The sequence below is a fragment of the Burkholderia sp. Leaf177 genome (genome assembly GCF_001424345.1).
Taxonomy (GTDB): domain Bacteria; phylum Pseudomonadota; class Gammaproteobacteria; order Burkholderiales; family Burkholderiaceae; genus Caballeronia.
Genome location: NZ_LMPF01000004.1, coordinates 25,625 through 51,949, shown reverse-complemented (window position 1 = coordinate 51,949; position 26,325 = coordinate 25,625). Strand labels below are relative to the sequence as shown.

The following is a 26,325-nucleotide window of genomic DNA, read 5'->3' as shown; positions in this document are numbered from 1 at the left end:
GCTATTCGCCGATCACGCCTGCCTTCAGAAGTTCGTCGATCCGGGCATCGGTCAGACCGAGGACATCGCGCAAAACAGTGTTCGTGTGTTCGCCGAGCATCGGCGGCGCCTGGTTATATTCAACCGGCGTAGCCGATAAACGCAGCGGACTCGCGACCGTCGGCGCCACGCCCGCAACCGGATGCGCAATTTCGCGCGTCGCTTGGCGATACACAGCCTGATCCGAACCAAACGCCTGCTCGATATCGTTGATCGGCCCGCATGGCACGCCGCACGCTTCGAGCGCCGAAACCCACGCATCGCGCGTGCGGGTCATGAACACGGCCGCCAGTTGCGGCAACAGTTCCGCGCGGTTCACGCTGCGCCCGCTGTTGGTGGCGAAGCGTGAATCGATAGCCAGTTCCGGCACGTTCATCGCCGTGCAGAGCGCACGGAACTGGCCGTCGTTGCCGCACGCGACGATCACGTGTCCGTCGCTCGCCGCGAACGTCTGATACGGCACGATATTCGGATGTGCATTGCCCATGCGCTTGGGCGCAACGCCGGTGGTGAGGTAGTTCATCGACTGATTGGCGAGCATGGCGAGCTGGGCGTCGAGCAACGCAATGTCGAGATGCTGGCCAAGGCCGCTCTTTTCGCGCTCCATCAAGGCCGCGAGAATGCCGGTGGTCGCATACATGCCGGCCATCAGGTCGGTCACGGCCACGCCGACTTTTTCCGGACCGCCGCCGGCCACGCTGTCGGGTTCGCCCGTGATGCTCATCAGGCCGCCCATGCCCTGGATCAGGAAGTCGTATCCCGCGCGTTGCGACAGCGGGCCATTTTGCCCAAATCCGGTTATCGAGCAATACACCAGTCGCGGATTCAGTTCCGAAAGACTCGTGTAATCCAGACCATATTTCTTCAGGCCGCCAACCTTGAAGTTCTCGACGACGACATCGCAGGATTTCGCGAACTCGCGGATGAGCGCGGCGCCTTCGGGCGAACTCATATCGATGGCAACCGACTGCTTGTTGCGATTCGCGCAGAGAAAATAGGCGCTCTCGGAGGTGTCGCGGCCATCGGCGTCGCGCAGGAACGGCGGGCCCCACGAGCGGGTATCGTCGCCCGTTCCCGGACGTTCGATCTTGAACACTTCCGCGCCGAGATCCGCGAGATTTTGCGTGCACCACGGCCCGGCCAGTACTCGCGATAGATCGAGCACACGGGTTCCATCGAGTGGACGCTTTCTCTCAGCCGACGACTTCTTGCTGTCCTGCACCATTGCACCTCGCCTTGTTTTCAGAGTTACGAGAACGTGTCGATTGTAGCGACGTCCGCGAATCACCCCACGGAAGAAGAAAACCCGGACGACCTTCGCAAACTGGACCAGAATATTCGCAGCCCGCCGGAATATTGCGCGGGCGGCGTTCGTTTATCCCGTAGACCGACAAATGGAAGAGACAATGAAAACGCGAAACCCGATGCTCGCCGCGGCGCTGGCCGCCACTTTCAGCCTGACCGCCCTGACCTCCTTAGCCGTCCACGCCGCGCCGCCCATGGCCGCAAACGGCATGTACACCGACTCGAAGGGCATGACGCTCTATACCTTCGACAAAGACACGGCTTCCGGTCCAAGCGCCTGCTCGGGCGGCTGCGCGCAGGCCTGGCCGGCGGCAATGGCCGATACGTCGGACAAGGCCCAAGGCGACTGGAGCGTCGTATCCACCGCCGACGGCGGCAAACAATGGGCTTACAAGGGCAAGCGCGTGTACACGTTCGCGAAAGACACCAAGGCGGGCGACGCCAAGGGGGAGAACTTCAAGGACGTCTGGCACACCGTGAAGCAATAAGGCAGGGACTGGCGCGAGTGAGACCACACATCGAAACTGATTATGTGAAGAGCCAGTGCGTTGAGCTTCGATACTGATCTCGTCGGGATTCTCCCGCAGTTGCGGCGTTATGCGCGCGCGCTGACGGGAGACCGCGCCTGGGCCGATGACCTCGTGCAGGACGTCACCGAGCGCGCCCTCGGCCGCTCGGGCGCGTTTCGCGTGGGCAGCAATCTGCGCGCGTGGCTGTTCACGATCATGCGCAATCTTTATATCGATCAATTGCGTGGCCGGCGCGATATTGCAGTCGACGATGAAACCGCGCCCTGGCGCCAGATGGCCGCGCCCGTTGGCGAAGTGGATGGACTCGTGCTGCGCGACGTGCAGCGCGCGTTATATTGCCTGCCTGTCGAGCAACGCGAAGTCATGCTGCTCGTCTGCGTGGAGGATATGAGTTATCAAGAGGCATCGGCGGTGCTGAACGTGCCGCCCGGGACGGTGATGTCGCGCCTGTCCCGCGCACGCGAACACATGCGCGTGATGCTCGGAGAGGAACCTGGCCGCAAATCGGCATCGTTGAAAATCGTGAGTGGCACATGACGAAACCCGAAAATCCGGATCGCCCGGAATCGAGCGCTTCAGCCGATGAGCTGCGGGCGCTGTCGGCGTTTATCGACGATGAAACAACGGACGCCGAGCGCACCGAAACCGCAGCGCGCATTGCCCGCGATCCGGCAAGCGCGGCGACGGTGGCGGCGTATCGCGCGCAGGACAACGCGTTGCGCGCACTCTTTGCCGGGACGCCGGATCAAGAACCGCAAGTGGTTGTGGTGCGGCCGCGGCGGCGTTATCTGATGGCGGCGAGCTGGCTGGTCGTGGGTATTGCGTGCGGATTCCTGATGCACATGATGTTGCCGATGATCGATCGCGACCGGCCCGCGCCCGTTTTCGCGCAGCGCGCGGATATTGCCTATGCCGTGTACGCGCCCGAGCAGCGGCACGCGGTCGAAGTCGCGGCGTCGCAGGAAGATCATCTGGTCACGTGGCTTTCGAAGCGGCTGAACCGGTCGCTGACCATTCCATCGCTGCACGAATACGGCTTCGAACTCGTCGGCGGCCGATTGCTGCCGGGCGAAGACGGACCGGCCGCGCAGTTCATGTATCAGAACGCCAGCGGCGAGCGGCTCACGCTTTACATGACAAGCAGCACGGGCAAACGACGCGAGGAATACGCGATTCGCATGCTGCGCGACGGCGCGCGGCGCACGTTCTACTGGACCACCGAGCAAGCGGGTTATGCGCTGTCGGGCCAGATTGGCGAGGCGAAGCTGCGCGCAATCACCTTCGATACATGCGCCGCGTTAGGCGGCGATCCTAAAAAATGGCAATGAAATTTCAGAAGATTCACGCGTTTGCGATGTGTGCGGCACTTGGCCTGAGCGCCGCCGCGCTCGCCGACGAACGCTTCACCCTCACTTCCCCCACGCTCTCCGATAACGCCACCCTCGATTCCCGTCACGCTGCGAGCGCGCAGGATTGCGGTGGCAAGAACGTCTCGTTGCCACTCGCCTGGAGCAACGTTCCTACGGGGACGAAGAGCTTCGCCGTGACCATCTACGATCCCGATGGCGCCAAGGGACTTGGCATTGTGCATTGGGTTATGTATGGAATCCCGGCTTCCGTGACCATGCTGGCAGAAGGCGGCCCGCCACCGGCGGGGAGTATCGGCGGGATTAACCGGACGGGGAAGGATGGCTATTACGGACCGTGTCCGCCGCGCGGCGATGCACCTCATCACTACGTGGTGCAAGCCTACGCGCTCGATATTGCCGGAGAGACGATGCCCGCCGCGCTCACCCGCGACACGTTGATTGCCGCGATGAAGGATCACGTGCTGGCGTCGTCGAGCATGGTGGTTCGGTACGCGCGTTGATCGGCGGGTTGATCAACTTGGAGTTCACGCTTCGTCGGCCGCGGCGAGTCCCGCTCGTGTCTGCACGCCCCACGCACGCGAGCGTCCCAGGAAATCGACCCAGCCAAGCGCCGCGCCCGTGTGGCGCAACAACTGGAACGTGAACGGCTCGACCATCGCCGATACAACCGCCATCCACAAGCTCGACCCGGCTGTGTCGCCGGTCCATCGGCGGTACAAATGCACGGTCCACAAGTGGAACGCGAAATCCAGCAGGATCTTCGCGCCGATCACGCTGAAAATCGGCAGGACCACCGCGCCACGCCGCTCCACGATAAACCCGATCAGCAGCGCAAACGCCGTCAGGCCATAGATGGGCTGCAGGGTATCGAACGCCTTGACGGGCAGCATCAACAGGCCGAGCTTGCCGTATCGGCGATTGCCGGTCATGTCGCGATTCCAGTACTGCGTCTGCAGGAAACCCGCAAACCAGCGGCGGCGCTGACGCATGAACCCGCTGAGCGAACTCGGCGCGTCCGTGATTGCGTGCGCGTTGCCGACCACGCGAACGTCCCAGTCGAGGCCGTGATCGACCGCGTGACGGCGCAACCGATGGATCAGCTCGTAATCCTCGACCAGACATTCGGCATCGAAACCGCCAACGGCGACCAGCGCATCGCGTCGAAACGATGCAAACGCGCCCGAGATCAAAAGCAGGCTGTCGGCGCGCATCCAGGCAAAACGCGAGATGAAATTGCGGATGTATTCGTAGGTCTGGAACCACTGGAAAAACCGCCCGCTCAACGTCTTGCTGCACACCGGCACCAGAATGCCCGCCGCCGCCACGAGATTCGGACGTGCCGCGAAGGCGCTGCGCATGGCGAGAATGGCGTCGTCGGCGAGGCGTGTATCGGCGTCGCAGGTCATCACAATCGGCGTGCCGATCTTTTCGATAGCCGCGTTCAGCGCCCGCGCTTTTCCGCCGTGCGCGACACGCAGCCAATATAGATTGGGATATAGCGTCGATGCCGCGCTCAACTCGCCTTCAACCTGCTTGATCAAACCGAAACGCTGCGTGAGAAGCTCGGCGGTGGCGTCGGTGGAACCGTCGTCCGCGATCACGATTTGCGCCGCGCTGTGCGTCTGGCCGAGCAACTTGGCAAGCGTGTTCGGCAATACGGCGGCTTCATTATGTGAAGCCACGATCACGCCAAGACCCGGCAAACCGTGTTCGAGTTGCTGACGGTCGAGCGGCTTGGGCCGCTTTACCAGCGTCCACGACTTGGCGCCGACGAACATCAGCAACAGTGTGTCGTAGACCACGTAAGCGATACCCGTCGACCAGGCAACCACGCCATGCAGAAAGAACGCGCGGGCGAAAAGCACTAGCCACAGTACGATCACGCTGCCATGAATCAGCACGCTTGCGAGCGTCACCGGACGCGGAGCGATGCGCGGCGATGCCTTCGCGAGCGCGGCTTCGAGCGGAGTTTGCGCCGATCGGGTCGCGTGTTTTGGCGCGAGCGCCGGCTCGGTCTCGAGCTCCATATCCATTACGGCACCATCCGCGAAATGACCGACTTCCGGTCGATCCATTGATGTTTGAGCGCGCCGCCAACATGCATTGCGAACAACGCGTACAGCGCGTAACCGAGCCACGCGTGCAATGCACCGAAGCGATCGTGCAGCGTTTCCTTCAACGCCGGATCGAGATTCATCACATAACCCACGCGCGGCCACGGAATCACGCCGAACAGATGCATGGGATGCGTGGCCGCGCCGCTCCACGCCGAATCGTGCAGCCAGCCGGACAACGGCAGGCCGATCATCAACAGGTACAAAAGGAAATGCGCGATATGCGCGGCGACGTGCTCCCACTTCGGAAACGTCCTCGGCAACGGCGGCGGCCGATGCGACACGCGCCACAAAATGCGCAGCAACACGAGCCCGAGGACCGTGATGCCGATTGACTTGTGGGTATCGACGATCGGCCGTATCCAGTTTTCCGGAAACGATTCCGCCGTCAGTCCCAGCACGACGTTGCAGATGATCAGCAATGCAACGAGCCAGTGCAGGACCATCGCGGTGCGCGTATAGCGCAGCGGCGTCTCGGCTTCTGGCGGTTGTCGCGTCGCGTTGGCGGCTTGCGTGGACATTGAAACTCCGTGCGGGAAATGAGGTGGATCGAGCTTTTTTGCGGTGGTCCACTACGTCTAGCGTTGCAGACCGACACACATCAAACGCGCCATCGCGCCCGTTTATTCCACCAATTCTGAGGGAAAACGCGGAGTTGCGTTCGTGCCCGATTTGATGAAAAGCCTTCCGTAATATTTCACTGCGTTTCAGCGCCGTATTCTTTCAGCACGAAATCAAGGACAGCCTGCGAAAACCGCGCCGCCGCCGGGTTCGCCGATTCCCGGTGCGTAACGAGATGAAGCGGCGCCGAAAACGCTTCGTCGCCAGCGACAGCGCAATACACGACGCTTTCCTGCTGGTATCGCTGCATGGATGCCGGCACGAGCGTGATGCCCGCCCCCGCCGCCACCAGATTGATCGCGCTCGACATTCGCGGCACTTCATTCACCACGTCCGGCTTGAAACCCGCCGCCTCGCACGCGCGGATAAAGTCGGCGTACATGCCGGGCGCGCCCGGACGCCGCACAAAGATGAAGAATTCACCGGCAAGCGCGTTCAGTGGAACCTGAGGTTGCTCATTCGATTTACGTTGGCGCTTATCTTTTGGACGCACGAGCAATGCATGTCCGGCCGGCAGCACGAGCACCATGCGCTCTTCGTGCAGCAGATCGAAACGCAACTCGGGCGGCGTCTCGATGGGTTTGCGCAGAAACGCGGCATCGATACGACCGCTCATCATCCGTTCGATGATCCCCGCCGCATTGATCTCGTTCAAGTCGATGGCAATGTCAGGATGCGTCGCGCGAAACTGGCGGATCGCGGCAGTCGCAAGCGGATGAAACGCCGCCGAACTCGTCAGCGCGATCCGCACCGATCCCAACTGCCCGTTCGCGACGCGGCGCGCGTTTGCAATGCCTTGATCGAGGGCGTCGAGCACGCCTTTGGCATCGACGGCAAAAGCCGCGCCCGCCGAGGTCAACTCAACTCCGCGCGGCAGCCGCGTGAACAATGCAAATCCAAGTTCGCGCTCCAGTTCCTGAATTTGCTGCGATAACGGCGGTTGCTGGATATGCAGCCGCGCCGCCGCGCGCGTGAACTGACGCTCTTCCGCGACGGTGAGGAAATACCGGAGATGACGCAGTTCCATCCAAAAACCTCACATATTCATTTCATATGGCAATGCCATCTCATATGTATTTTACATTTACCAACCCGTCTCATACTCTTCGGTTCAAATACAGGCAGAAGACAAAAGCTTCAGGAGACGTATGGAAACCACCTTTCCTTCAGGCTCAGCGGCGTTCCCGCCAACGTCCGCTTCGACGCTGAGCAAATCGCAGATTCGCCGCGCCGTGCTGGCATCGGTCATTGGCAATGGACTGGAATGGTTCGATTTCCTTATCTATGGATACTTCGCGAAGATCATTGCGCACGTGTTTTTTCCCGTTGGCAACACGGCGCTTTCGACCACGCTGACGCTCGGCACGTTCGCGGTCGGCTTTATCGTGCGGCCGCTCGGCGGGATTGCGATTGGCGCATATGCCGATCGCGTTGGCCGCAGGCGCACCCTTTCCATGCTGATTCTGCTGATGGCCGCGAGCACCTTGCTGATGGGGCTGACGCCGGGATATTCGACCATCGGTCTTGCCGCGCCGTTGCTTGTATTGCTCGCCCGCGTGCTGCAAGGTTTGTCCGTTGGCGGCGAATTCGCCACCGCCGCCGCGATGCTCACCGAGTACGCCCCGCGCGGCAAGAAGATGTTCTTCGGCAGCTTCCAGATGACCTCGCAGGCGGTCGCGCTCGTGTTGTCCTCGGCGTGCGGATATTTGCTGACGACAAACCTCGATCGTGCGTCGCTTGAATCGTGGGGCTGGCGCGTACCATTCCTCCTCGGCGCGCTGGTTGGACCCGTCGGCTTCTATATCCGGCACAAGGTCGCGGAATCGCCCGAGTTCGTCGAGCTGCGCGAACGGCTGGGTCATGCGCCGCGTCAGACCATCCGCGGCTTTTTCCGGCAACGCGGCGATGCGTCCTTGTGCGCGATGGGCGTGATCATCGTGGGCACGGCGACAAACTATTTGTGGCATACGTTCTTGCCGCTTTATGTGGAGCGCCAGTTGCATCTGCCGCTGAAAAACGCGTTGATGGGAACCGCGGTTTCCGGGCTGATTGCAATCGTCGGCTATCCGCTTGCCGGGAAACTCGCGGATCGCATCGGCGCGTTCAGGTTGTTTTTTCCGGTGACCATTGTGTGGATCGTGATCGCGTATCCATTGTTCGCGTGGGTGCTTGCGTCGCCTACGCCGGGACGCGTTTTTGCCGCGCAAATGGTCGCGACCGTCGTGCTCAGCCTGATGTCCGGTCCGCATCCCGGCATGCTGACGCAGCTTTTTCCCACCGCAACCCGCTCGACCGGCGTGGCGCTCTCGTACAACATCGCGGTCACGTTGTTCGGCGGCCTCGCGCCGTTGACCGTTTCCACGCTGATCACTTTGACCGGATCGAACATCGTTCCGGCGTACTACCTGATTTTTGCCGGCGTGGTATCGCTCGCGCTGGTCGGGCTGACCCGCTCCGGGCAGCGCCTGCGCCGCGATCCCGAAGCAGTCGCGGCGGATTAAATGACCCTTTTCGATAAACCCCGTAACGAGCAGCCGGTCAGCGCCGTCGGCAACGAATGGTTGCGCGTTTCCACGGCGCGCGGAAACGGTGTGGTGCCGTTTTATCGTTCGATGGATGAACGCGATGCGGCAAATGTTTCGCGCATCGTGATCCTGTTGCACGGCCGTTTGCGCGACGCCGATGCCTATTTGCTCTCCGCTCAAAACGCGCTGGCGGCCGCGCAAACGGATCCCGCCAACACGTTGTTGCTCGTGCCGCAGTTTCTCGCAATCGCGGATATCGGCGCGCACGGATTGGCCGCTGACACGCTGCATTGGGAATGGACATCGTGGATGGGCGGCGACGACGCGGTCGGTCCCGCACCGATCAGTTCCTTCGATGTCCTGGATGCGTTCATCGAACAATTTGCGGATCGGGCGCGTTATCCGGCTTTGCGCGACGTAGTCATTGCCGGGCATTCGGGTGGCGCGCAGGTCGCACACCGGTACGCGATCGTCGGCGCGGGTTGTAATGCGCCCAACGTGCATTGCCGATACGTGATCGCAAATCCATCGTCCTATGTGTACTTCGATTCGATGCGCCCCGATGCGCAAGGCGTCTTGCACCCCGCCGATACCGAAAAATGCCCCGCCGTGGACGACTGGAAATATGGAATCCATAAAGCGCCTCGCTATGCCGAGCGAGCGCAATTCGAAACGCTCGAACAACGCTACGCTGCCGCCGACGTGATCTATCTTCTCGGCCAGAAGGATTGCGATCCACGTCACGACGCACTCGACATTTCGTGCGCCGCAACCGCACAAGGCCCACACAGGTTGGCGCGCGGGCGTTCGTATTTTGCGTATCTCAAGGCACGGCACCCGGCGCTGGCGCATCAGTGCCGGGAAGTGCCTGACGTCGGGCACAACGGCGCCGCGATGCTCGGCTCGCACGAAGGCGTACGGGCGTTGTTCGGCGTGGAAAGGGCGACTCACGTTTTATCTCCATCCACAGCCGGCGCGACCGACTAAACAGATTTTGCAAGGCAGCAGTTCATAAACATTCGGAGACAGCATCATGAAAACCTATATGGCCGCTTGCGGCTTATCTCTTCTCGCCGCCGCGCTTTCTGGTTGCGGCGGGTCGTCGTCATCAGATTCAGGCGGCACGCCGCCTGCCGTTACAGCGGCCGCCGCTTGCTCAGCACTCGGCGGGATGAAAATTGCCGCGGCGTCCATCGGTGCGCCCAGCAACGGCGCCACCGTGGCAAGCGCAACGCTGGTGGCGGCAACGGCTACGTCGGGCGAGTATTGCCAGGTGAACGGCACGATCGCTCCCGTCGATACGACCGCGCCCAACATCAACTTCGAAGTCAACTTGCCAACCGCCTGGAACAACAAGGCGCTGCAGTACGGCGGCGGCGGCTTCGACGGCACGCTCATCACCGGACTTGCTGCACTGGACATGGCGCCCGCAGGTTCGTCGACACCACTCGCCCGCGGCTACGTCACCTTCGGCGATGACTCCGGTCACCAAAGCAAAAGCATCACCGATGGTTCGTTCGCAGCCAACGACGAAGCGCTCGCCAACTACGGCGGCCTGACATTGAAGAAAACGCACGATGTCGCCATGCTTTTGCTCAAGGCCCGCTATAACACTGCGCCGACCAAAACCTACTTCTTCGGCAGCTCCACCGGCGGCCGCGACGGCCTCACCGTTATCCAGCGATGGCCGGCCGACTATGACGGGATCGTCGTCAACCGCCCCGCGCTCAACTACACCGGCTTGCGGTTATCGAACGTCGTGCTCGGCCGGGCGCTTTACCTGAACGGCGGCGCAGGCTGGCTCGACGTCAAGAAGACCGTGCTACTGCGAAACGCCGTGACCAAAGCCTGCGATACGCTCGATGGCGTGGCCGACGGCATCATCTCTAACGTGGCCGCCTGCAAGCTGCAAGCGCCGGCGGTTCTGGCAGCCGTGCGCTGTGCCGATGGCAAAGACACCGGCGACACCTGTCTTTCGGACGCGCAAATCGCAACCGTCAACACGATTGCTGCGCCCTTGGTGCTGCCCTATCCGCTTGCAAACGGCGTCACACGCTACGCGGGCTACAACATTCTTGCCGGATCCGTGTTTGCAGGTCAGTACACCACCCGCGATTTCGGCACATCTCCAACGCCGTCAAACCCCGCCGGCAAGAACGACGCAAACCAGTGGGTAACTGGCGATCAATGGGTCAAGTACTTCATCACGCGCATTCCGACCATCAATTCGCTCACCTTCGATCCTTTAAATCCAGGCACGTACCAGACGCAGGTCCAGCAGGTTTCCGCCGAAAGCGATGCCACCAATCCGGATCTCTCGGCGTTCATTGCAAAGGGCGGCAAGGCGATCATCACCCACGGTCTCGCCGATGAAATCGTCAGCACCGATTCGTCCGTCGATTACTACAACGCCCTTGTGCAGAAGTTCGGCCAGTCTTCCGTCGATAACTTCGCGCGTTTCTACCTGATGCCCGGCGTCGGGCATGGCACCGGCCCGTTCCTGCCACAAGTCGATTCGCTCGGCGCGCTCGAACAGTGGGTGGAGAACGGCACGGCCCCAGGCACGCTGACAATGACGGACTCCACGCCCGCAACGCTCGGGCGCACGCGGCCGCTCTGCCGTTATCCGACATGGCCGAAATTCACCAGCGGCGATGTCAATTCGGCGGGAAGCTTCACCTGTAGCCAGTAATAAATTAGCAACTGAGAGGGAGGACAGGCCGCCGTACGGCCGTCCGAAAGCTGTGGCCCGCAAGAGAAACGATCGTTTTGGCCTCTGCTATAGTCTTTCCCATCCTCCCTCTCTGAATCTCGCGTGGACCACATTCCCTTATGGGCGCAAATTTGCGCCATTTTTCTGCTGCTGTTTTTCTCCGCTTTTTTCTCGATTTCCGAAACATCGATGATGGCGCTCAATCGCCATCGACTCAAACACCTCGCCAACCAAGGTTCGCTGCGCGCCCGCGTCACGCAGGGACTGCTTGCCAAGACTGACCAGTTGCTGAGCGTGATCCTGATTGGCAACAATCTGATCAACACGATCATTTCGGCGCTCACCACCTCCATTGCGCTGCGCACGTTCGGTCACGACAACATCGTGCTGTCGGTAGCAACCGGAATAGTGGCGTTCCTCATTATTGTGTTCGCGGAAATTGCGCCGAAGATTGTCGGCGCGACGTATCCGGAAAAAGTCGCGCTGCCGGCGAGCCTGATTCTTTCGCCGCTGATGCGCGTGGCACGGCCGCTCGTCTGGTTCGTCAACCTGTTTGCAAACGGCGTGTTGCGTGTGCTGCGTATCAACACGAAAGGCGGCCGCGACCAGCGGCTTTCCACTGAGGAATTGCGCACCGTCGTGCTGGAATCCGGCAACTTCATGCCGACCAAGCACCGGAGCATTTTGCTGAACCTGTTCGACCTCGAAAACATCACGGTCGACGACGTGATGATTCCGCGCCGCCGGATCGAGTCGCTCGATTTCGATGCTCCTTTCGACACGATCCTTCATCAGCTCGAAACCTGTTACCACAACAAACTGGTCGTGTATCAAGGCGACATAGATCGCGTGCTGGGTGTGCTGCACGTGAGAAAAACGCTGTCGGCGTTGCATAACCAGGAGTTCGAGCGCGAGACCTTGCGCGAACTGCTGGCCGAACCGTATTTCGTTCCGGCCGGAACGCCTGTGTTTCAGCAGTTGCAGTTTTTCCAGGAAAGCCGCCATCGGATAGCGATCGTGGTGAACGAATACGGCGAATTGCAGGGACTCGTCACGCCCGAAGACATCATTGAAGAACTGATTGGCGAGTTCACGACCACCATTCCGCGCGGCGCCGGTTCGAGCGCCGGCTGGAACGACGAAGGCGAGTGCATCGTGGCCGGCAGCATGCCGCTGCGCGAACTGAACCGCTGGCTGAAGCTGACACTTCCCACGGACGGCCCGAAAACACTGAACGGGCTGATTCTCGAAACCTTGGAAGAGATCCCCGATGGCGACGTAAGCGTTCGCATTGCGGGCGTGCATTTCGAGGTGATGCGCAGCGATGATCAGGCCATTCGTACGGTAAAAATCTTCAGTCCGAAGGGTGTGCTGCCGAAGAAACAAAAATAAGAACAAAGGCGGTGTCATAGGTGTGTGGCGCATCGGTTTCGGGTTGCATCAGCTTGCCCCGTTTTTCACCATTTGCGTCGCCGGCTGCATCACGTTAGCCATTCGGTCTAGTTTTTTGCATCTGCGAGCGTTAGCCATTCGGTCTAGTTTTAACCGATGGCGCATCAGGCCATGATCGGGACATACCGTTCACCGAGCCACGCCATGCCATCTACCCTGCCCGCCACGTTTTCCAGACCGCCGCCGCAATTCGTCGCCCGGCCAGTTGAGGCTATCGCCGAGGCGGACAGTGCGCCCGCGGTTGCGTTGCTCACCGATACCCTGCGCGAAGCCGCGGCACGCGGCGCTTCGGATATTCACGTTGAACCGGGCGAACACGAATGGCGAATCCGATTGCGCATCGACGGCGCGCTGCACACGTATCTCACACCGCCGCCACATTTGCGCGACGCCTTCACCACGCGCATCAAAGTGCTCGCGCGAATGGACATTGCAGAGCGGCGCGTGCCACAAGACGGGCGCTTGCGGCTGCCGCTCGCGAATGGAAATCCGGAGGATTACCGGGTCAATTCCCTGCCGGTGCTGTTCGGTGAAAAACTGGTTTTGCGCCGGCTGGATTCGTTGCCCAAGGATCTGTCGTTGGCAGCGCTCGGGCTTTCGGGCGTGCAACAAGAGGCAATCAAGGCCGCTATCCACGCGCCGCACGGACTCGTGCTCGTCACCGGGCCGACCGGCAGCGGCAAAACGGTGTCGTTGTATTGCTTCTTGCAGATGCTCAACGCCGAGTCGCGCAATGTCTGCTCGGTCGAAGATCCGGCAGAGATCCAGCTTGCGGGCATCAACCAGGTCAGCGTGCGCGACAAAGCCGGGCTGACCTTCGCGGTCGCGCTGCGCGCGTTCATGCGGCAGGATCCGGACGTGATCATGGTGGGCGAAATTCGCGATGCCGAAACCGCTGATGTCGCCGTGAAAGCCGCGCAAACCGGGCATCTGGTGCTTTCGACGCTGCATACCAACGACGCGCCCGCTGCCATCGCGCGGCTGATCGATATCGGCATTGCGCCGTACAACCTCGCGTCGGCGCTCAAGCTTGTCACGGCGCAACGACTCGTGCGGCGGCTTTGCGAAGCGTGCCGCGTGCCGTCGGAGCTGGAACTGGCGCCGGGTTTCCGGCCGTACGAACCGTCCGGCTGTGCAGCGTGTCACGGCATTGGTTATCGCGGGCGCGTTGGCGTGCATCAACTGATGCCAGTCTCCGATGCGTTGCGCGAACTCATCGTCGCTCGCGCCGCTACCCACGCGATTACGCGCCAAGCACAAAGCGAAGGCATGCCAAGCCTGCGCGACGCTGCGTTCGCCCGGGTACGCGAAGGCGTGACCAGCGTGGCAGAAGCGGCCGGCGCGACGGAGGTCAGCTAATGCATCTCGCCGATACACGCTTCAACTGGCGCGGCATCGACGCCAATGGCTCCAACAAGCGCGGCAAGACCATAGCCACGGACGTCGCGGCCGCACGCGCAGCGCTCAAACGCGATGGCATAACGGTGCTTGAACTCACAGGAAAGGGGCCAGCGCCCTCACCCAAAGCCAAGGCCACGGACGTCACCCTTTTCACCCGGCAACTAGCCGGCCTGCTGCGCGCCGGACTTCCGCTCGCGCCATGCCTCGATCTCATCGCGCAGACGCCTTCGCGCGGCGGCTTGCCTCGGATCGTGGCATCGGTCGCGCACGACATCACGCAAGGCGTCGCGTTTTCGGAAGCGCTGGCGCGTCATCCAGCATGCTTTAACGCGCTGTACTGCCAGCTCGTTTCCGTCGGCGAACTGGCCGGCGCGCTTCCAACCGTGCTCGCCCGTCTTGCTGAGGATCGCGAACGGGCCGGCGCTCAGCGGGCGAAACTGCGCGCCGCGCTCACGTATCCGGTCGTCGTGCTGCTGCTGTCTCTTGCCATTACTGCAGGATTGCTGATCGGCGTAGTGCCGACTTTCAAGAGCATCTTCGATGGTTTCGGCGCGAAGCTGCCCGCGCCCACGCTGTTCGTGCTGGCGTTATCAGATGGTGTCGCCCGATGGAGCGTACCGTTCGGGCTCTTCTGCGTGGTGTCGGCGGTCGCGTTCAAGCGATTACTTCACCGCGTGCCTTCCGCTCGCCATGCATTCGATCGCACCATCCTGAAGTTGCCGCTCGCGGGCTCGCTGCTGCGCGCACTGGCCGTCGCCAGGTGGAGCCGCGCGCTCGGCACGTTGCTGGCGGCGGGAACACCGTTATCGGACGCCTTCGATTCGTTGTCGAAGGCCACGGGCAATCGTATCTTCGATACCGCTACCGTCGAGATCGCCGGACGCCTTCGACGCGGCGAACGTCTCGCCGCGGCAATGCGCGCGGTGGGCTGCTTCCCGCCGGACGTCGTGCAGCCGATTGCGGTCGCCGAAGAGTCCGGGTCACTGGACGCAATGCTGCTCGATCTGGCTACACTGGGCGACCGTCAGGTCGACGAACAAACCAGCGCCTTCGCGAGCTTGTGCGAACCAGTGGTAATCGTAGTGCTCGGCGCACTGGTAGGCGGCCTCGTCGTGGCGATGTATCTTCCAATCGTGCAGCTCGGGAATGTGGTGTAGGTGGTGTAGGATCGCAGCCGAATTCAACCCAGGAGAGTCATGCATCCCTTGTATCAGGCGGAGTTTTCAGGCCGCTATCTCGACGCTTACGGTTACGCTTTCGGCACCCTGCCGCTCGCGGCGCAGTACGGCTTCGCGATCGTCTTCGGGCTCGTGATCGGCAGTTTTCTGACGGTGGTCGTGCATCGTTTGCCGATCATGCTGGAGCGTGCATGGCAGGCGGAAACTGCTGATGAAAAAACGCCGTCGGCGGACCGCTACAACTTGGCCGTTCCACGAAGCGCATGCCCACATTGCGGCCACGTGCTGCGTGCTTGGGAAAACATTCCGGTCGTGAGCTACGTGTTGCTGCGCGGCCGCTGTGCCAAATGCCACGCCCGGGTTAGCGCACGCTATCCGCTGACCGAGCTCGGAACAGCGCTGTTCGCCGCGCTATCGCTTTTTGCGTTCGGCCCGACATGGATTGCGCTCGTGGCATTCGGCCTGTGCGCCACGCTGCTCGCCATGAGCCTGATCGACTTCGATACCCGCTATCTGCCCGATTCGCTCACTTTGCCGCTGCTGTGGGCCGGTTTGATCGTCAATCTCGGCGATACCGCTTTCGTCCCGCTGCACGAAGCGGTCATCGGAGCAATCGCGGGATATGTGTTCCTGTGGTGCGTGTACTGGCTATTTAAAATCGTTCGCGGCGTTGAAGGAATGGGCTACGGCGATTTCAAGCTTCTCGCCGCACTCGGTGCATGGCTGGGTTGGGAGGCGCTTCCACAGATCGTGCTGGTTTCCGCGCTTGCAGGCGCGATTTTTGGGCTGGTGGCCACTGGCATCGGCAAGATGCGTTTCGAGGAACCGCTGCCGTTCGGGCCATTTCTTGCAGCAGGCGGTGTGATCACGCTTTTCTTCGGCACGCCGTTTTATACGCTGTTTGGATAAAGAGGAGAGACACACGATGTTCAGCATCGGCCTGACGGGCGGAATCGGCAGCGGCAAGACGACCGTGGCGGATATGTTTGCGGCGCGCGGCGTAACGGTCATCGACGCTGATTTGATCGCGCATCAGATCACGGCTCCGGGCGGCATCGCCATGCCGCTTATCGAAAGCGCGTTCGGCCCTGAGTTCGTCACGTCCGAGGGCGCCATGGATCGCGCGAAAATGCGCGCACGTGTATTCGCCGATCCCGCCGCCAAAGCGCAACTCGAAGCCATCACGCATCCGCTGATCCGCGCCGAAAGCGAACGGCAACGTAGCGAAGCGCTGAGCGTGTATCACATCGTGGTAGTGCCATTGCTGATCGAGGCCGGGGAGCGGGCCAGCAAGGTCGATCGCATCCTCGTGGTCGATTGCCCCGTTGAAACGCAGATTGAACGTGTAATCCAGCGCAATGGCTTCGAGCGCGAGCAGGTTCTCGCCATCATCGCTCGTCAGGCAACACGCGAAGCGCGCCTCGCCGCTGCCGATGATGTCGTCATCAACGACTCAGTCGCAACACTGGAAAAGTTGCAGCGGGAGGTCGATGTTCTGCATGCGCAATACACCAAAATGGCCGGCGCCCGCAGCAAACCGCGTACCTAACAAGTGCGCGCAACGCGTTCGAACGCGGCACGATCGGCGCTGAAAATGCGCGTCAGATGTGATTAAACGTGGAGATTTGCCTGGGGTTTGATGCGGCATTAGAATGTCCTCACTTTCCGCATCGAAACTTTCGACCAACGCCGAGGCGAGCGCGCTTGATCCTTTACGAGTACCCCTTCAACGAGCGAATCAGGACGCTGCTGCGTCTCGAAGATCTTTTCGAGCGCTTCACCTTCTTTCTGACTCAAGAAGACCCGCGCGAACACCACGCCGCACTGACCACGCTGTTCGAGATTGCCGAAGTGGCTGGCCGTACGGACCTGAAAGCCGATCTGATGAAGGAACTGGAACGGCAACGCCAGACGCTCGCGCCGTTTCGGGGAAACCCGGGGATCGAGCAAGAGGCGCTGGAGTCTGTGCTCGGCGAGATTGAGCAAACGCTCGCAGGACTTGGGCAAATGCAGGGCAAGACCGGCCAGCATCTTGCAGACAACGAGTGGCTTGCAAGCATTCGCAGCCGGACGATCATTCCGGGTGGAACGTGCCGCTTCGACCTGCCGTCGTATTTCGCCTGGCAGCAATGCTCGGCAGAGCAACGGCGCGGCGATATCGCGAAATGGGTCACGCCCATGCTGCCGTTGCGCGACGCCGCCACCATCGTGTTGCGGCTTGCACGGGAATCCGGTCAGGCGTCGAAAGTGATGGCAATGCAGGGCAGCTACCAGCAGATGCTGTCCGGCCGGACATATCAGTTGATGCAGGTTCGCGTGCCCTCGGATACGCGCCTGATTCCCGAGGCGAGCGCGAACAAATACATGCTTTGGGTGCGTTTCACGGTGCAGGACGGCGACTTAAGACCACGCGCCGTCGATGCAGACATTCCGTTCCACCTGACACTGTGCAGTCTTTAAATCGGGCTAAAAAACCCTTATTTACTGAGCTCAACCTTTATCAGATCCGCACTGCCGAATGACTACCATCGTTAAATGCCCGACTTGCGCGAAGGATGTACGCTGGGTCCCGGAAAGCCGGTTTCGCCCGTTTTGTTCAGACCGATGCAAACAGATTGATCTTGGTGCGTGGGCAACCGAGAAGTACAAGATTGGCGGCGGTCAGCAGGACACGCCGCCAGACGACGACCATAGCGGTCTTAACTAAAAATCTGCCTTAAACCGCTTCTGCCGCAAGCCATTCGAGTACCGGAATGGCTGCGGGCAGCAACGGTGTTACATCGGCGGGGAGATGTTGCCAGGCAAGCGCCTGACCTTCCCGTCCAGCCGGTTCACCTTCCCAAGCCGTCACCTTGCAGAAATAAAGCCGCACGTACGCATGCGGATAATCGTGCTCAAGCGTCCGCCAGCGCTCGCAAGCAGTTACGTCGATACCCAATTCCTCGTGCAACTCCCGCACGAGCGCCGCTTCCACACTTTCGCCTGCCTCAAGCTTCCCGCCTGGAAACTCCCAGTAACCCTCGTACGGTTTGCCTTCCGGGCGTTGTGCGAGCAAATACCGTCCGTCCGGCTGCACGAGCACGCCAACTGCGACATCGGTCATCTTGCGCCCGTCAGGCGCCGTGGTCGGAAGCGGCGCCGCGCTCATGCCTTGCGGCCTGAATAGTCGCGCGCAAATTGCCAGGCCACGCGCCCAGAACGGGAGCCGCGCTCCAGCGCCCAAACCAGCGCGTCGCCACGAGCGTTCGCAATCTCCGATTCCTGGCAGCCGAAATGCTTCAACCAGTGTCCGACGATCGTCAAATAATCGTCCTGCTTGAACGGGTAGAAACTCACCCAGAGCCCGAATCGCTCCGACAGCGAAATCTTCTCTTCAACCACTTCGCCCGGATGAATCTCGCCATCCGACGTGTGTTTGTAGGTCTCGTTGTCGCTCATGTATTCGGGCAACAAATGGCGGCGATTCGACGTCGCATAGATCAGCACATTGTCCGACTGGGCCGAAATCGAGCCGTCGAGCGCCACTTTCAGCGCCTTGTAACCCGACTCGCCGTCTTCGAACGAGAGGTCATCGCAGAAAACGATAAACCGCTCCGGCCGCGTGGAAATCAGATCGACGATGTCGCCGAGATCGTGCAAATCGTCTTTATCGACTTCGATCAGACGCAAACCTTCCGACGCATACGCGTTCAAACACGCCTTGATCAGCGACGATTTGCCGGTCCCGCGCGCGCCCGTCAGCAACACATTGTTCGCCGGCGCCTTGCGCACGAATTGCCGGGTGTTCTGCTCGATCAACTGCTTCTGACGTTCGATATTGCAAAGGTCATCGAGTGAAAGCGCCGACAGATTCGGCACCGGCTGCAAGAACCCGCGACCTTGACGCTTGCGCCAACGAAACGCCACCGCCTTGTCCCAATCGATTTCAGGCGCGGCCGGCGGCAACATCCCTTCAACGCGCGCGAGGACAGCTTCGGCGCGCGTCAGAAATTGTTCGAGTTTATCCATGGAAAAGTTTGGGTTCAGGAGCGATAGTCGGCGTTGATGCTGACGTAATCGTGCGAAAGGTCGCACGTCCAGATGGTGGCGTTGGCCTCACCGCGGCCGAGCAAGACGCGAATCGCGATCTCGCTTTTCTTCATCACGCGCTGGCCGTCTTCCTCGCGATATTCCGGATTCCGGCCGCCCTTTTTCGCGACGAGGACATCGTCGAGATACAGGTCGATCTTGTTCACGTCCAGGTCGGTCACGCCGGCATAACCGATAGCCGCCAAAATCCGGCCGAGGTTCGGATCCGATGCGTAAAACGCGGTCTTGACCAGCGGCGAGTGACCGATAGCGTACGCGATCTGCCTGCATTCCGCTTCGCTCGTGCCGCCTTCGACCGTCACCGTCATGAACTTCGTCGCGCCTTCGCCGTCGCGCACGATCAACTGCGCGAGCTCTTGCGCCACGGATGTCACCGCATCGCGCAACGCGGCATAAGCCGCTGAATCCGTGGAATCGATCAAAGGCAACGTCGACTTGCCCGAAGCGATCACGATGAAGGAGTCGTTCGTGGAAGTATCGCCGTCGATGGTGATGCAGTTGAACGAGCGATCCGCAACATGCTTGATCAGCGTGTCGAGCACGGGCTGAGAGACGGCGGCATCGCAGGCGAGAAAACCGAGCATGGTCGCCATGTTCGGCCTGATCATGCCCGCGCCCTTGCTGATACCCGATAGCGTGATCGTGTGGCCGTCGATCTGAACCTGACGCGATGCCGCTTTGGGCAGCGTATCGGTCGTCATGATGGTTTGCGCCGCGTCGAACCAGTGAGCCGGTTTCTGATTGGCGATCGCCGCCGGCAATCCAGCTTTTAACCGGTCGATAGGCAACGGCTCAAGGATCACGCCCGTTGAAAACGGCAGGATCTGCGCGGCGTCGAAACCCAGCAACGCGGCCAGCGCCGAACACGTTTCGCGCGTATGCGCCATGCCCGGCTCGCCCGTTCCGGCGTTTGCGTTACCGGTATTCACGACCAGCGCGCGAATGCTTTTTCCACCTGCGCGCACGGCGTCGAGATGTTCGCGGCACACGGTCACGGGCGCAGCGCAAAAGCGGTTCAGGGTGAACACGCCGCCAACCGTCGCGCCTTCATCGATCTGCACGACGAGCAAATCCTTGCGATTCGGTTTTCGGATATTCGCCTCGGCCCAGCCTAGCGTGACGCCGGCGACGGGATGCAGGTTGGCGGGATCGATCGAGGGAAAATTGACGGCCATGTTCGCGACTCGCTGAAAGTGGCGAGTGCCGTAGCGCATAAAGCGCAACGACACGAAAGATGAATGAAACGGCGCCTGAATCTATTAAAACGGGCGCCGCGAAACGTAAAACCAATCTGCCAAAGACAAACGACGCATCACTGCGTCGCCTGTCCTGGATGCTTCAACGTGCCAAAGCGTGTAGATCGCCGATTATGCGAGCTTGCCGTGACAGTTTTTGTACTTCTTCCCGCTGCCGCACGGGCACGGGTCGTTGCGGCCGACCTTCGGCACGTCATCGGCGGAAACGTGAGTCGCGACCGTTGTGTCGTCGCCGTAAGCCATTGCCTGATTGACCATTTGAGCGGTTGCGTCGGCGGCAACCGCCGCAGCCGCGCCGCCACCGTCGAAGTCGGCGTGCTGGAACGACACGTTTTCCAGATGGCTGCCCTTTTCTTCGTACTGCTCGGCGGCTTCTTCAAGCTGTTCCGGCGACTGGATCTGCACGTTCATCACAACGCGCGTGACTTCCTGTTTCACCGAATCCAGCATGGCGGCGAACAATTCGAACGCTTCGCGCTTGTATTCCTGCTTTGGATTCTTTTGCGCATAACCGCGCAAATGGATGCCCTGACGCAGGTGATCGAGCGCGGCAAGATGCTCGCGCCAACGGCTGTCGAGCGTCTGCAGCATGATCGAACGCTCGAACGCGCTGAACGATTCGCGCCCGACCAGCGCCACTTTGGCCTCGTAAGCTTCGTCGGCGGCGGCGACCACGGCTTCGAGAATTTCGTCGGCATCGATAGAATTCGACTCGTTGATCATCTCCTGAACCGCGAGGTCGAGCGACCAGTCGTTGCGCAGCGCTTCCTCGAGTTCCGGCGCGCTCCATTGCTCTTCAATGCTTCCCGCGGGCACGTACGTGCGCGTCACTTCCGTGATCACGCTCTGGCGCATGGCGGTGATCGTCTCGGCAACATCCGTTGCTTCGAGCAGTTCGTTGCGCTGCTGATAAATCACCTTGCGCTGATCGTTCGATACATCGTCGTATTCGAGCAATTGCTTGCGGATATCGAAGTTACGCGCTTCGACCTTGCGCTGCGCCGATTCGATGGAACGCGTGACGATGCCCGCCTCGATCGCCTCGCCTTCCGGCATCTTCAGGCGATCCATGATGGAACGCACGCGATCGCCGGCGAAAATACGCAAAAGCGGATCGTCCAGCGACAAATAGAACCGTGACGAACCCGGATCGCCCTGACGTCCGGCACGGCCGCGCAACTGATTGTCGATACGACGCGATTCATGGCGTTCCGTACCGACAATATGCAATCCGCCCGCTGCCTTCACGCGGTCATGCAGCGCTTGCCATTCGTCTTCGAGCGCCTTGATGCGGCGTTGTTTCTCGTCTTCCGCCAAAGATTCGTCGGCGATGATGAACGACGACTGCTTCTCGACGTTCCCGCCTAGCACAATGTCCGTACCGCGACCGGCCATGTTCGTGGCAATCGTCACGGCGCTCGGACGTCCCGCTTCGGCAACGATCGCGGCTTCGCGCGCGTGCTGCTTGGCGTTCAGCACTTCGTGCTTGAGCCCGGCTTGCGTCAGCAATCCCGAAAGCAACTCCGACGCTTCAATCGACGTGGTACCGACCAGCACCGGCTGTCCGCGCTCGACGCAATCGCGAATGTCGCGGGTGACGGCGTCGTAGCGTTCCTTTGCGGTCTTGTAGATCTGATCCTGCTTGTCGATCCGCTTCGGCGGACGGTTCGTCGGGATCACGACGGTTTCGAGACCGTAGATCTCGTTAAATTCGTACGCTTCCGTATCCGCCGTTCCGGTCATGCCGGACAGCTTGGAATACATGCGGAAAAAATTCTGGAACGTGATCGAAGCAAGCGTCTGGTTCTCGTTTTGAATCTTGACGTGTTCCTTCGCTTCCACGGCCTGATGCAAACCGTCCGACCAGCGGCGACCGGTCATCATGCGGCCCGTGAACTCGTCCACGATCACGACTTCATTGCCCTGAACCACGTAATGCTGGTCGCGGAAGAACAGCGTGTGCGCGCGCAACGCGGCGTACACGTGGTGCATCAGCGTGATGTTTTGCGGCGCGTAAAGGCTTTCGCCTTCGCCAATCAGGCCCCATTCGGCCAGAAGCCGTTCGGCTTTTTCGTGACCTTGTTCGGTCAGGAACACTTGGCGCGCTTTTTCATCGAGCGTGTAGTCGCCCGCTTTTTCGACGCCCGTGCCATCCGCTTTTTCTTCGCCGATCTGCTGCTCGAGCAGCGGCGGCAGCGCATTCATGCGCACATAAAGTTCAGTGTGATCTTCGGCCTGGCCGGAAATGATCAGCGGCGTACGCGCTTCGTCGATAAGAATCGAGTCCACTTCGTCGACGACCGCAAAATTCAGCGGCCGCTGCACGCGCGCCTGCGGCTCGTAGACCATGTTGTCACGCAGATAGTCGAAGCCGAACTCGTTATTGGTGCCGTATGTAATGTCCGCGGCGTAGGCTTCCTGCTTCTGCGCGTGCTCCATTTGCGACAGGTTGATGCCCCACGACAACCCGAGGAAGTTGTAGAGCTTGCCCATCCATTCGGCGTCGCGTTGTGCCAGGTAATCGTTCACCGTCACCACGTGGACGCCGCGTCCCGAAAGCGCATTCAGATATGCAGCCAGCGTGGCGACGAGCGTCTTGCCCTCACCCGTGCGCATTTCCGCGATCTTGCCGTAGTGCAACACCATGCCGCCGATAAGCTGGACGTCGAAGTGACGCATTTTCAGCACGCGCTTGCTGGCCTCGCGGCATACCGCGAACGCCTCGGGCAGCAACCGGTCGAGCGATTCACCGCTCGCCACGCGCTGCCGGAATTCGTCCGTCTTGGCGCGCAGTTGCTTGTCCGTGTACTGCTCGATCGTGGGCTCGAAAGCATTGATCGCCGCAACGGTCTTTTGGTATTGCTTGACTAGGCGCTGGTTGCGACTGCCAAAAAACTTTTGGAGGAAACCGGTGGTCATCGGATCAGTGTCTGCGTCGCGGTATTGGCTTGGAGCGCGCTGGGTGCGCCCCAGTCCGGGGAACCTCGGCGGCTTCAGTCCATGGTGAAATCGAATCGGGGATTTTAGCACGCGCCCCCGCTGGAGCCTGTGCCGCCATCTTTTGTGATAAAGCAATTTAGCGTGTTGTGCATGACGTGTTGACATGCAAAGCCCGCCGCCGAGCCGCACGGTTCGCAGCGTTACAATCACCGCATCGCCGCCAGCCCTGATTGACACAAAAAATGAGCCGTTTTCCGCCGAATTCAAGGCCGCCGCAGCGCTTTGATCCGCGCAAGCCCCAGGCGTTGTCCGACGTCCTTGGCCGCACCAGTGAGTTTCTCGCTTTGCGCACGGGCGTGGAACAGGTGACGGCGCTCCAGCGGGATCTGACAGCATTGTTGCCGGATTATCTCGGCGCCAATGTAGAACCAGGGTTTATCAAGGACGGTGTGCTTTCGCTTTTCGCCGGACATAACGCGCTGGCCGCGCGTCTGCGACACATCGAACCACGACTTTTGGTGGATTTGCAGCAACGCGGCTGGGCCGTCAATGCGCTGAAAATCCGTGTTCGCCCCCAAGCGATGAAAGAAGTCATTCCGCCGAAACAAGCGCGCATGTCGGCGGCCGGGGCGGACGCGCTTCAGGTGCTGGCTGAAACGCTCGAACCTTCGCCGCTTAGAGATGCGCTCGCAAAAATGGCCGCGCGACATCAGGCGAAAGCACAAAAAAAATGAGCGGCGCTCGAAAGCCGCCGCTCATTTCCACATTATTTCTCTGACTAATTACGCAAAAGCTGTTTGAGTATCGAAAGCGAAACCGCGAGGCGCCGCTTGCTTGTCTTCAAACGTTACGATCTCGTACGCGTCTTCGTGCGCCAGCAATTCACGCAACAGCATGTTATTCATTGCGTGACCGCCTTTATATGCCGCGTAAGACGCCAGCAACGGATGGCCGACAACGTAAAGGTCACCGATTGCATCCAGCATCTTGTGCTTTACGAATTCGTCTTCATAACGCAAACCATCGTTATTCAGGATGCGATATTCGTCCAGAACAATGGCGTTATCCATACTGCCGCCGCGCGCCAGGCCGAGCTCGCGCATCATTTCAACTTCATGCGCAAAACCAAACGTCCGTGCGCGGGCGATATCCCGAACATATGACGTATGCGCAAAATCAACTTCCAGTGCCTGGCCGGTTTTATCGACGGCTGGATGGCGGAAATCAATGGTGAATTTCAGTTTGAAGCCGAAATACGGATCGAGACGAGCGAACTTGTCGCCGTCGCGGATTTCAACCGGCTTCGTCACCTTTATAAATTTCTTGGCCGCGTTCTGCTCTTCAATACCCGCCGATTGAATCAGAAACACGAATGAAGCAGCGCTGCCGTCCATGATCGGGATTTCTTCAGCCGTGACATCGACGTAAAGATTGTCGATACCCAAACCCGCGCAAGCCGACATCAAATGCTCGATGGTCGAAACGCGCGCGCCGTCCTTCTGAAGAACAGAAGCCAGGCGCGTATCGCCAATCGCCAATGCCGACGCCGGAATATCGACCGGAACGGGCAAGTCGATACGCGCAAAAACGATCCCGGTGTTCGCCGGTGCGGGCCGAAGCGTCAAATCCACCTTGCGGCCAGAGTGCAGGCCAATCCCGACAGTTTTGACGATGGTTTTAATGGTTCGCTGCTTCAACATGATTTTTTTCGCTTCGATTGTGACTCTCGATTGAGAGAATCAATCGTGAATTTGTATTCAATAGCGCGAAGTATACTCCAATCCCTTCGCGTCGTCCCGAGCGGGAACGTTGCAACTTGTTTCTCCCCGTTACTGGCTCGGCTCGGCACGCGAAAACCAAATTCACGCGAAAGCAAATAGGGTCGGGCCGATACCCGGAATGGAGGCATTCCCGGACATCGGCGCCGCGTTACGGCTTTGTTGCGACTTCGTTATGCAGAAATGTGAAAGGCACGCGATGGCGTCATTTCTTGTTGCGGCAATGCAACAAACGCCGGGCGTTCAACCACAGCACAACATAGATGAAACACGTCAGCCCAACGTCGCGAGGACGCTTTCAGCGTCGCTGACTTCAAACTTGCCGGGTGCTTCGACGTTCAGCGTCTTGACCACGCTGTTGTCGACCACCATGGCGTAGCGCTGGGAGCGAATTCCCATGCCACGCTCCGACAGATCCTGATCGAGGCCGAGTGCTCGAGTAAAACGCGCGCTGCCGTCGGCGATCATCTTCACCTTGCCCGAGGCTTGAAGATCGCGTCCCCACGCGCTCATCACGAACGCGTCGTTGACGGAGACACACCAGATTTCATCGATACCCGCCGCGGCCAGTTTCTCCGCATTGTCGATAAACCCCGGCACGTGCCTGGCGGAACAGGTGGGCGTGAACGCGCCGGGCAATCCGAAGATCACCACGCGCTTGCCCGCCGTCCGCTCGCGCACCGAGAAACCATTCGGTCCCACGGCGCAGCCTTCCGTCGCCACGTCGATAAATTCGTAGAGGCGTTCGTCCGGCAGCGTTTCACCTGTCTTGATCATTGATCGGCCTTTCACTGAATCAGTGCTGAACACGCCAGCGATTTAAACTTTTCCTGCCCGAGGAAGCTTGTTGCGCCGCTGCTTCACGTATCGATCTCATCCCAATATAGACGATGATGAACGTTATCGAAGGGGTCACGCCGCCACAGTCCAGCATCCAGAAGACGCGGCCTGAAAACGAACGCAGAACAACTCATCTCCTCGACCTTTTGCCTTTGGGCGCTTACATCAGAACGC

At 60.3% G+C, this 26,325-nt stretch carries 25 protein-coding genes; 15 read left to right on the top strand and 10 right to left on the bottom strand.

Annotation, left to right across the window (positions count from 1 at the left end):
- Window position 1: 1 nt before the first annotated feature.
- Window positions 2–1,264, bottom strand: coding sequence for a CaiB/BaiF CoA transferase family protein (locus tag ASG35_RS07060; protein ID WP_056354737.1), 1,263 nt, complete (start codon window positions 1,262–1,264; stop codon window positions 2–4).
- A gap of 181 nt (window positions 1,265–1,445) precedes the next feature.
- Between ASG35_RS07060 and ASG35_RS07055 the strand changes: the two genes are divergently transcribed.
- The 4 genes from ASG35_RS07055 to ASG35_RS07040 are packed head-to-tail and all read left to right on the top strand — an operon-like array spanning window position 1,446 to window position 3,744.
- Window positions 1,446–1,832 carry a COG4315 family predicted lipoprotein gene (locus tag ASG35_RS07055; RefSeq protein WP_235527477.1) on the top strand — a complete coding sequence of 129 codons (387 nt, stop codon included), beginning with the start codon at window positions 1,446–1,448 and terminating at the stop codon, window positions 1,830–1,832.
- 60 nt (window positions 1,833–1,892) lie between these two features.
- Window positions 1,893–2,411: a sigma-70 family RNA polymerase sigma factor gene (locus tag ASG35_RS07050; protein WP_056354731.1), complete on the top strand. Its 519-nt coding sequence runs from the start codon at window positions 1,893–1,895 to the stop codon at window positions 2,409–2,411.
- Entirely contained in the window at window positions 2,408–3,202 is a 795-nt protein-coding gene (locus ASG35_RS07045) for an anti-sigma factor family protein (RefSeq protein WP_056354727.1), read from the top strand. Before ASG35_RS07050 ends, ASG35_RS07045 begins: the two co-directional genes overlap by 4 nt.
- Entirely contained in the window at window positions 3,193–3,744 is a 552-nt protein-coding gene (locus tag ASG35_RS07040) for a YbhB/YbcL family Raf kinase inhibitor-like protein (RefSeq protein WP_056354724.1), read from the top strand. The genes ASG35_RS07045 and ASG35_RS07040 overlap by 10 nt, the downstream gene beginning before the upstream one ends.
- Before the next feature lie 24 nt (window positions 3,745–3,768).
- Here ASG35_RS07040 and ASG35_RS07035 read toward each other — a convergent pair whose 3' ends face one another.
- From ASG35_RS07035 to ASG35_RS07025, 3 genes are all read right to left on the bottom strand, one after another.
- Window positions 3,769–5,277: a glycosyltransferase family 2 protein gene (locus ASG35_RS07035; protein WP_235527476.1), complete on the bottom strand. Its 1,509-nt coding sequence runs from the start codon at window positions 5,275–5,277 to the stop codon at window positions 3,769–3,771.
- A complete protein-coding gene (locus ASG35_RS07030) occupies window positions 5,277–5,879 on the bottom strand; it encodes a cytochrome b (RefSeq protein WP_056354721.1) in 603 nt (200 codons plus the stop codon). Before ASG35_RS07030 ends, ASG35_RS07035 begins: the two co-directional genes overlap by 1 nt.
- A 176-nt stretch (window positions 5,880–6,055) precedes the next feature.
- On the bottom strand, window positions 6,056–7,006 hold the full coding sequence (locus tag ASG35_RS07025) for a LysR family transcriptional regulator (protein WP_056354718.1): 951 nt from the start codon (window positions 7,004–7,006) through the stop codon (window positions 6,056–6,058).
- Window positions 7,007–7,127: 121 nt separating this feature from the next.
- Here ASG35_RS07025 and ASG35_RS07020 point away from each other — a divergent pair, with 121 nt between their 5' ends.
- The 10 genes from ASG35_RS07020 to yacG all read left to right on the top strand — a co-directional run bounded on the left by ASG35_RS07020 (window position 7,128) and on the right by yacG (window position 17,955).
- Window positions 7,128–8,480, top strand: a complete 1,353-nt coding sequence (locus ASG35_RS07020; protein WP_056354716.1) for an MFS transporter — start codon at window positions 7,128–7,130, stop codon at window positions 8,478–8,480.
- Window positions 8,481–9,491, top strand: coding sequence for a hypothetical protein (locus tag ASG35_RS07015; RefSeq protein WP_056354711.1), 1,011 nt, complete (start codon window positions 8,481–8,483; stop codon window positions 9,489–9,491). It begins immediately after the preceding gene.
- 46 nt (window positions 9,492–9,537) lie between these two features.
- A complete protein-coding gene (locus ASG35_RS07010) occupies window positions 9,538–11,196 on the top strand; it encodes a tannase/feruloyl esterase family alpha/beta hydrolase (RefSeq protein WP_082508266.1) in 1,659 nt (552 codons plus the stop codon).
- Window positions 11,197–11,319: 123 nt separating this feature from the next.
- Window positions 11,320–12,609 (top strand): HlyC/CorC family transporter, encoded by a 1,290-nt coding sequence (locus ASG35_RS07005; protein WP_056354708.1) that lies wholly within the window; start codon window positions 11,320–11,322, stop codon window positions 12,607–12,609.
- Between the two features lie 204 nt (window positions 12,610–12,813).
- Window positions 12,814–14,028, top strand: coding sequence for an ATPase, T2SS/T4P/T4SS family (locus tag ASG35_RS07000; RefSeq protein WP_156393030.1), 1,215 nt, complete (start codon window positions 12,814–12,816; stop codon window positions 14,026–14,028).
- Window positions 14,028–15,227: a type II secretion system F family protein gene (locus tag ASG35_RS06995; RefSeq protein ID WP_056354705.1), complete on the top strand. Its 1,200-nt coding sequence runs from the start codon at window positions 14,028–14,030 to the stop codon at window positions 15,225–15,227. The genes ASG35_RS07000 and ASG35_RS06995 overlap by 1 nt, the downstream gene beginning before the upstream one ends.
- A gap of 39 nt (window positions 15,228–15,266) precedes the next feature.
- A complete protein-coding gene (locus tag ASG35_RS06990; protein ID WP_056354701.1) occupies window positions 15,267–16,157 on the top strand; it encodes a prepilin peptidase in 891 nt (296 codons plus the stop codon).
- Between the two features lie 16 nt (window positions 16,158–16,173).
- Entirely contained in the window at window positions 16,174–16,797 is a 624-nt protein-coding gene (coaE, locus tag ASG35_RS06985; RefSeq protein WP_056354696.1) for a dephospho-CoA kinase, read from the top strand.
- Window positions 16,798–16,952: 155 nt separating this feature from the next.
- A complete protein-coding gene (zapD, locus tag ASG35_RS06980) occupies window positions 16,953–17,708 on the top strand; it encodes a cell division protein ZapD (RefSeq protein WP_056354694.1) in 756 nt (251 codons plus the stop codon).
- A 58-nt stretch (window positions 17,709–17,766) separates the two neighbouring features.
- Window positions 17,767–17,955 carry a DNA gyrase inhibitor YacG gene (gene yacG, locus ASG35_RS30680; RefSeq protein ID WP_062000319.1) on the top strand — a complete coding sequence of 63 codons (189 nt, stop codon included), beginning with the start codon at window positions 17,767–17,769 and terminating at the stop codon, window positions 17,953–17,955.
- Between the two features lie 9 nt (window positions 17,956–17,964).
- Here yacG and ASG35_RS06975 read toward each other — a convergent pair whose 3' ends face one another.
- The 4 genes from ASG35_RS06975 to secA all read right to left on the bottom strand — a co-directional run bounded on the left by ASG35_RS06975 (window position 17,965) and on the right by secA (window position 23,512).
- Window positions 17,965–18,396, bottom strand: a complete 432-nt coding sequence (locus ASG35_RS06975) for an NUDIX domain-containing protein (protein WP_056354693.1) — start codon at window positions 18,394–18,396, stop codon at window positions 17,965–17,967.
- The gene (locus ASG35_RS06970; protein ID WP_056354690.1) at window positions 18,393–19,256 is read right to left on the bottom strand and encodes an ATP-binding protein; all 864 of its coding nucleotides are present in this window, start codon (window positions 19,254–19,256) and stop codon (window positions 18,393–18,395) included. Before ASG35_RS06970 ends, ASG35_RS06975 begins: the two co-directional genes overlap by 4 nt.
- Before the next feature lie 14 nt (window positions 19,257–19,270).
- A complete protein-coding gene (gene argJ, locus ASG35_RS06965) occupies window positions 19,271–20,512 on the bottom strand; it encodes a bifunctional glutamate N-acetyltransferase/amino-acid acetyltransferase ArgJ (RefSeq protein ID WP_056354687.1) in 1,242 nt (413 codons plus the stop codon).
- A gap of 192 nt (window positions 20,513–20,704) precedes the next feature.
- Complete coding sequence (gene secA / locus ASG35_RS06960; RefSeq protein WP_056354684.1) at window positions 20,705–23,512, bottom strand: preprotein translocase subunit SecA; 2,808 nt, start codon at window positions 23,510–23,512, stop codon at window positions 20,705–20,707.
- Window positions 23,513–23,775: 263 nt separating this feature from the next.
- Between secA and ASG35_RS06955 the strand changes: the two genes are divergently transcribed.
- Window positions 23,776–24,267: a DciA family protein gene (locus tag ASG35_RS06955; protein ID WP_056354681.1), complete on the top strand. Its 492-nt coding sequence runs from the start codon at window positions 23,776–23,778 to the stop codon at window positions 24,265–24,267.
- Between the two features lie 48 nt (window positions 24,268–24,315).
- Here the strand turns inward: ASG35_RS06955 and lpxC are convergent, their stop codons facing one another.
- Window positions 24,316–25,233 (bottom strand): UDP-3-O-acyl-N-acetylglucosamine deacetylase, encoded by a 918-nt coding sequence (gene lpxC, locus ASG35_RS06950; protein ID WP_056354678.1) that lies wholly within the window; start codon window positions 25,231–25,233, stop codon window positions 24,316–24,318.
- A gap of 351 nt (window positions 25,234–25,584) precedes the next feature.
- On the bottom strand, window positions 25,585–26,088 hold the full coding sequence (locus ASG35_RS06945) for a peroxiredoxin (protein WP_056354675.1): 504 nt from the start codon (window positions 26,086–26,088) through the stop codon (window positions 25,585–25,587).
- Window positions 26,089–26,325 lie beyond the last annotated feature (237 nt).

What these genes read in the sequence shown, in the direction of transcription:
- ASG35_RS07055 (WP_235527477.1), top strand. Translation starts at nt 1,446, where the DNA reads ATGAAAACGCGAAACCCGATGCTCGCCGCGGCGCTGGCCGCCACTTTC.
- ASG35_RS07060 (WP_056354737.1), bottom strand. Translation starts at nt 1,264, where the DNA reads ATGGTGCAGGACAGCAAGAAGTCGTCGGCTGAGAGAAAGCGTCCACTC.
- secA (WP_056354684.1), bottom strand. Translation starts at nt 23,512, where the DNA reads ATGACCACCGGTTTCCTCCAAAAGTTTTTTGGCAGTCGCAACCAGCGC.
- ASG35_RS07015 (WP_056354711.1), top strand. Translation starts at nt 8,481, where the DNA reads ATGACCCTTTTCGATAAACCCCGTAACGAGCAGCCGGTCAGCGCCGTC.
- ASG35_RS07010 (WP_082508266.1), top strand. Translation starts at nt 9,538, where the DNA reads ATGAAAACCTATATGGCCGCTTGCGGCTTATCTCTTCTCGCCGCCGCG.
- ASG35_RS06955 (WP_056354681.1), top strand. Translation starts at nt 23,776, where the DNA reads ATGAGCCGTTTTCCGCCGAATTCAAGGCCGCCGCAGCGCTTTGATCCG.
- lpxC (WP_056354678.1), bottom strand. Translation starts at nt 25,233, where the DNA reads ATGTTGAAGCAGCGAACCATTAAAACCATCGTCAAAACTGTCGGGATT.
- ASG35_RS07000 (WP_156393030.1), top strand. Translation starts at nt 12,814, where the DNA reads ATGCCATCTACCCTGCCCGCCACGTTTTCCAGACCGCCGCCGCAATTC.
- ASG35_RS06970 (WP_056354690.1), bottom strand. Translation starts at nt 19,256, where the DNA reads ATGGATAAACTCGAACAATTTCTGACGCGCGCCGAAGCTGTCCTCGCG.
- ASG35_RS07035 (WP_235527476.1), bottom strand. Translation starts at nt 5,277, where the DNA reads ATGGATATGGAGCTCGAGACCGAGCCGGCGCTCGCGCCAAAACACGCG.
- ASG35_RS06975 (WP_056354693.1), bottom strand. Translation starts at nt 18,396, where the DNA reads ATGAGCGCGGCGCCGCTTCCGACCACGGCGCCTGACGGGCGCAAGATG.
- ASG35_RS07045 (WP_056354727.1), top strand. Translation starts at nt 2,408, where the DNA reads ATGACGAAACCCGAAAATCCGGATCGCCCGGAATCGAGCGCTTCAGCC.
- argJ (WP_056354687.1), bottom strand. Translation starts at nt 20,512, where the DNA reads ATGGCCGTCAATTTTCCCTCGATCGATCCCGCCAACCTGCATCCCGTC.
- ASG35_RS06990 (WP_056354701.1), top strand. Translation starts at nt 15,267, where the DNA reads ATGCATCCCTTGTATCAGGCGGAGTTTTCAGGCCGCTATCTCGACGCT.
- ASG35_RS06945 (WP_056354675.1), bottom strand. Translation starts at nt 26,088, where the DNA reads ATGATCAAGACAGGTGAAACGCTGCCGGACGAACGCCTCTACGAATTT.
- ASG35_RS07030 (WP_056354721.1), bottom strand. Translation starts at nt 5,879, where the DNA reads ATGTCCACGCAAGCCGCCAACGCGACGCGACAACCGCCAGAAGCCGAG.
- yacG (WP_062000319.1), top strand. Translation starts at nt 17,767, where the DNA reads ATGACTACCATCGTTAAATGCCCGACTTGCGCGAAGGATGTACGCTGG.
- ASG35_RS07020 (WP_056354716.1), top strand. Translation starts at nt 7,128, where the DNA reads ATGGAAACCACCTTTCCTTCAGGCTCAGCGGCGTTCCCGCCAACGTCC.
- ASG35_RS06995 (WP_056354705.1), top strand. Translation starts at nt 14,028, where the DNA reads ATGCATCTCGCCGATACACGCTTCAACTGGCGCGGCATCGACGCCAAT.
- ASG35_RS07025 (WP_056354718.1), bottom strand. Translation starts at nt 7,006, where the DNA reads ATGGAACTGCGTCATCTCCGGTATTTCCTCACCGTCGCGGAAGAGCGT.
- ASG35_RS07040 (WP_056354724.1), top strand. Translation starts at nt 3,193, where the DNA reads ATGGCAATGAAATTTCAGAAGATTCACGCGTTTGCGATGTGTGCGGCA.
- coaE (WP_056354696.1), top strand. Translation starts at nt 16,174, where the DNA reads ATGTTCAGCATCGGCCTGACGGGCGGAATCGGCAGCGGCAAGACGACC.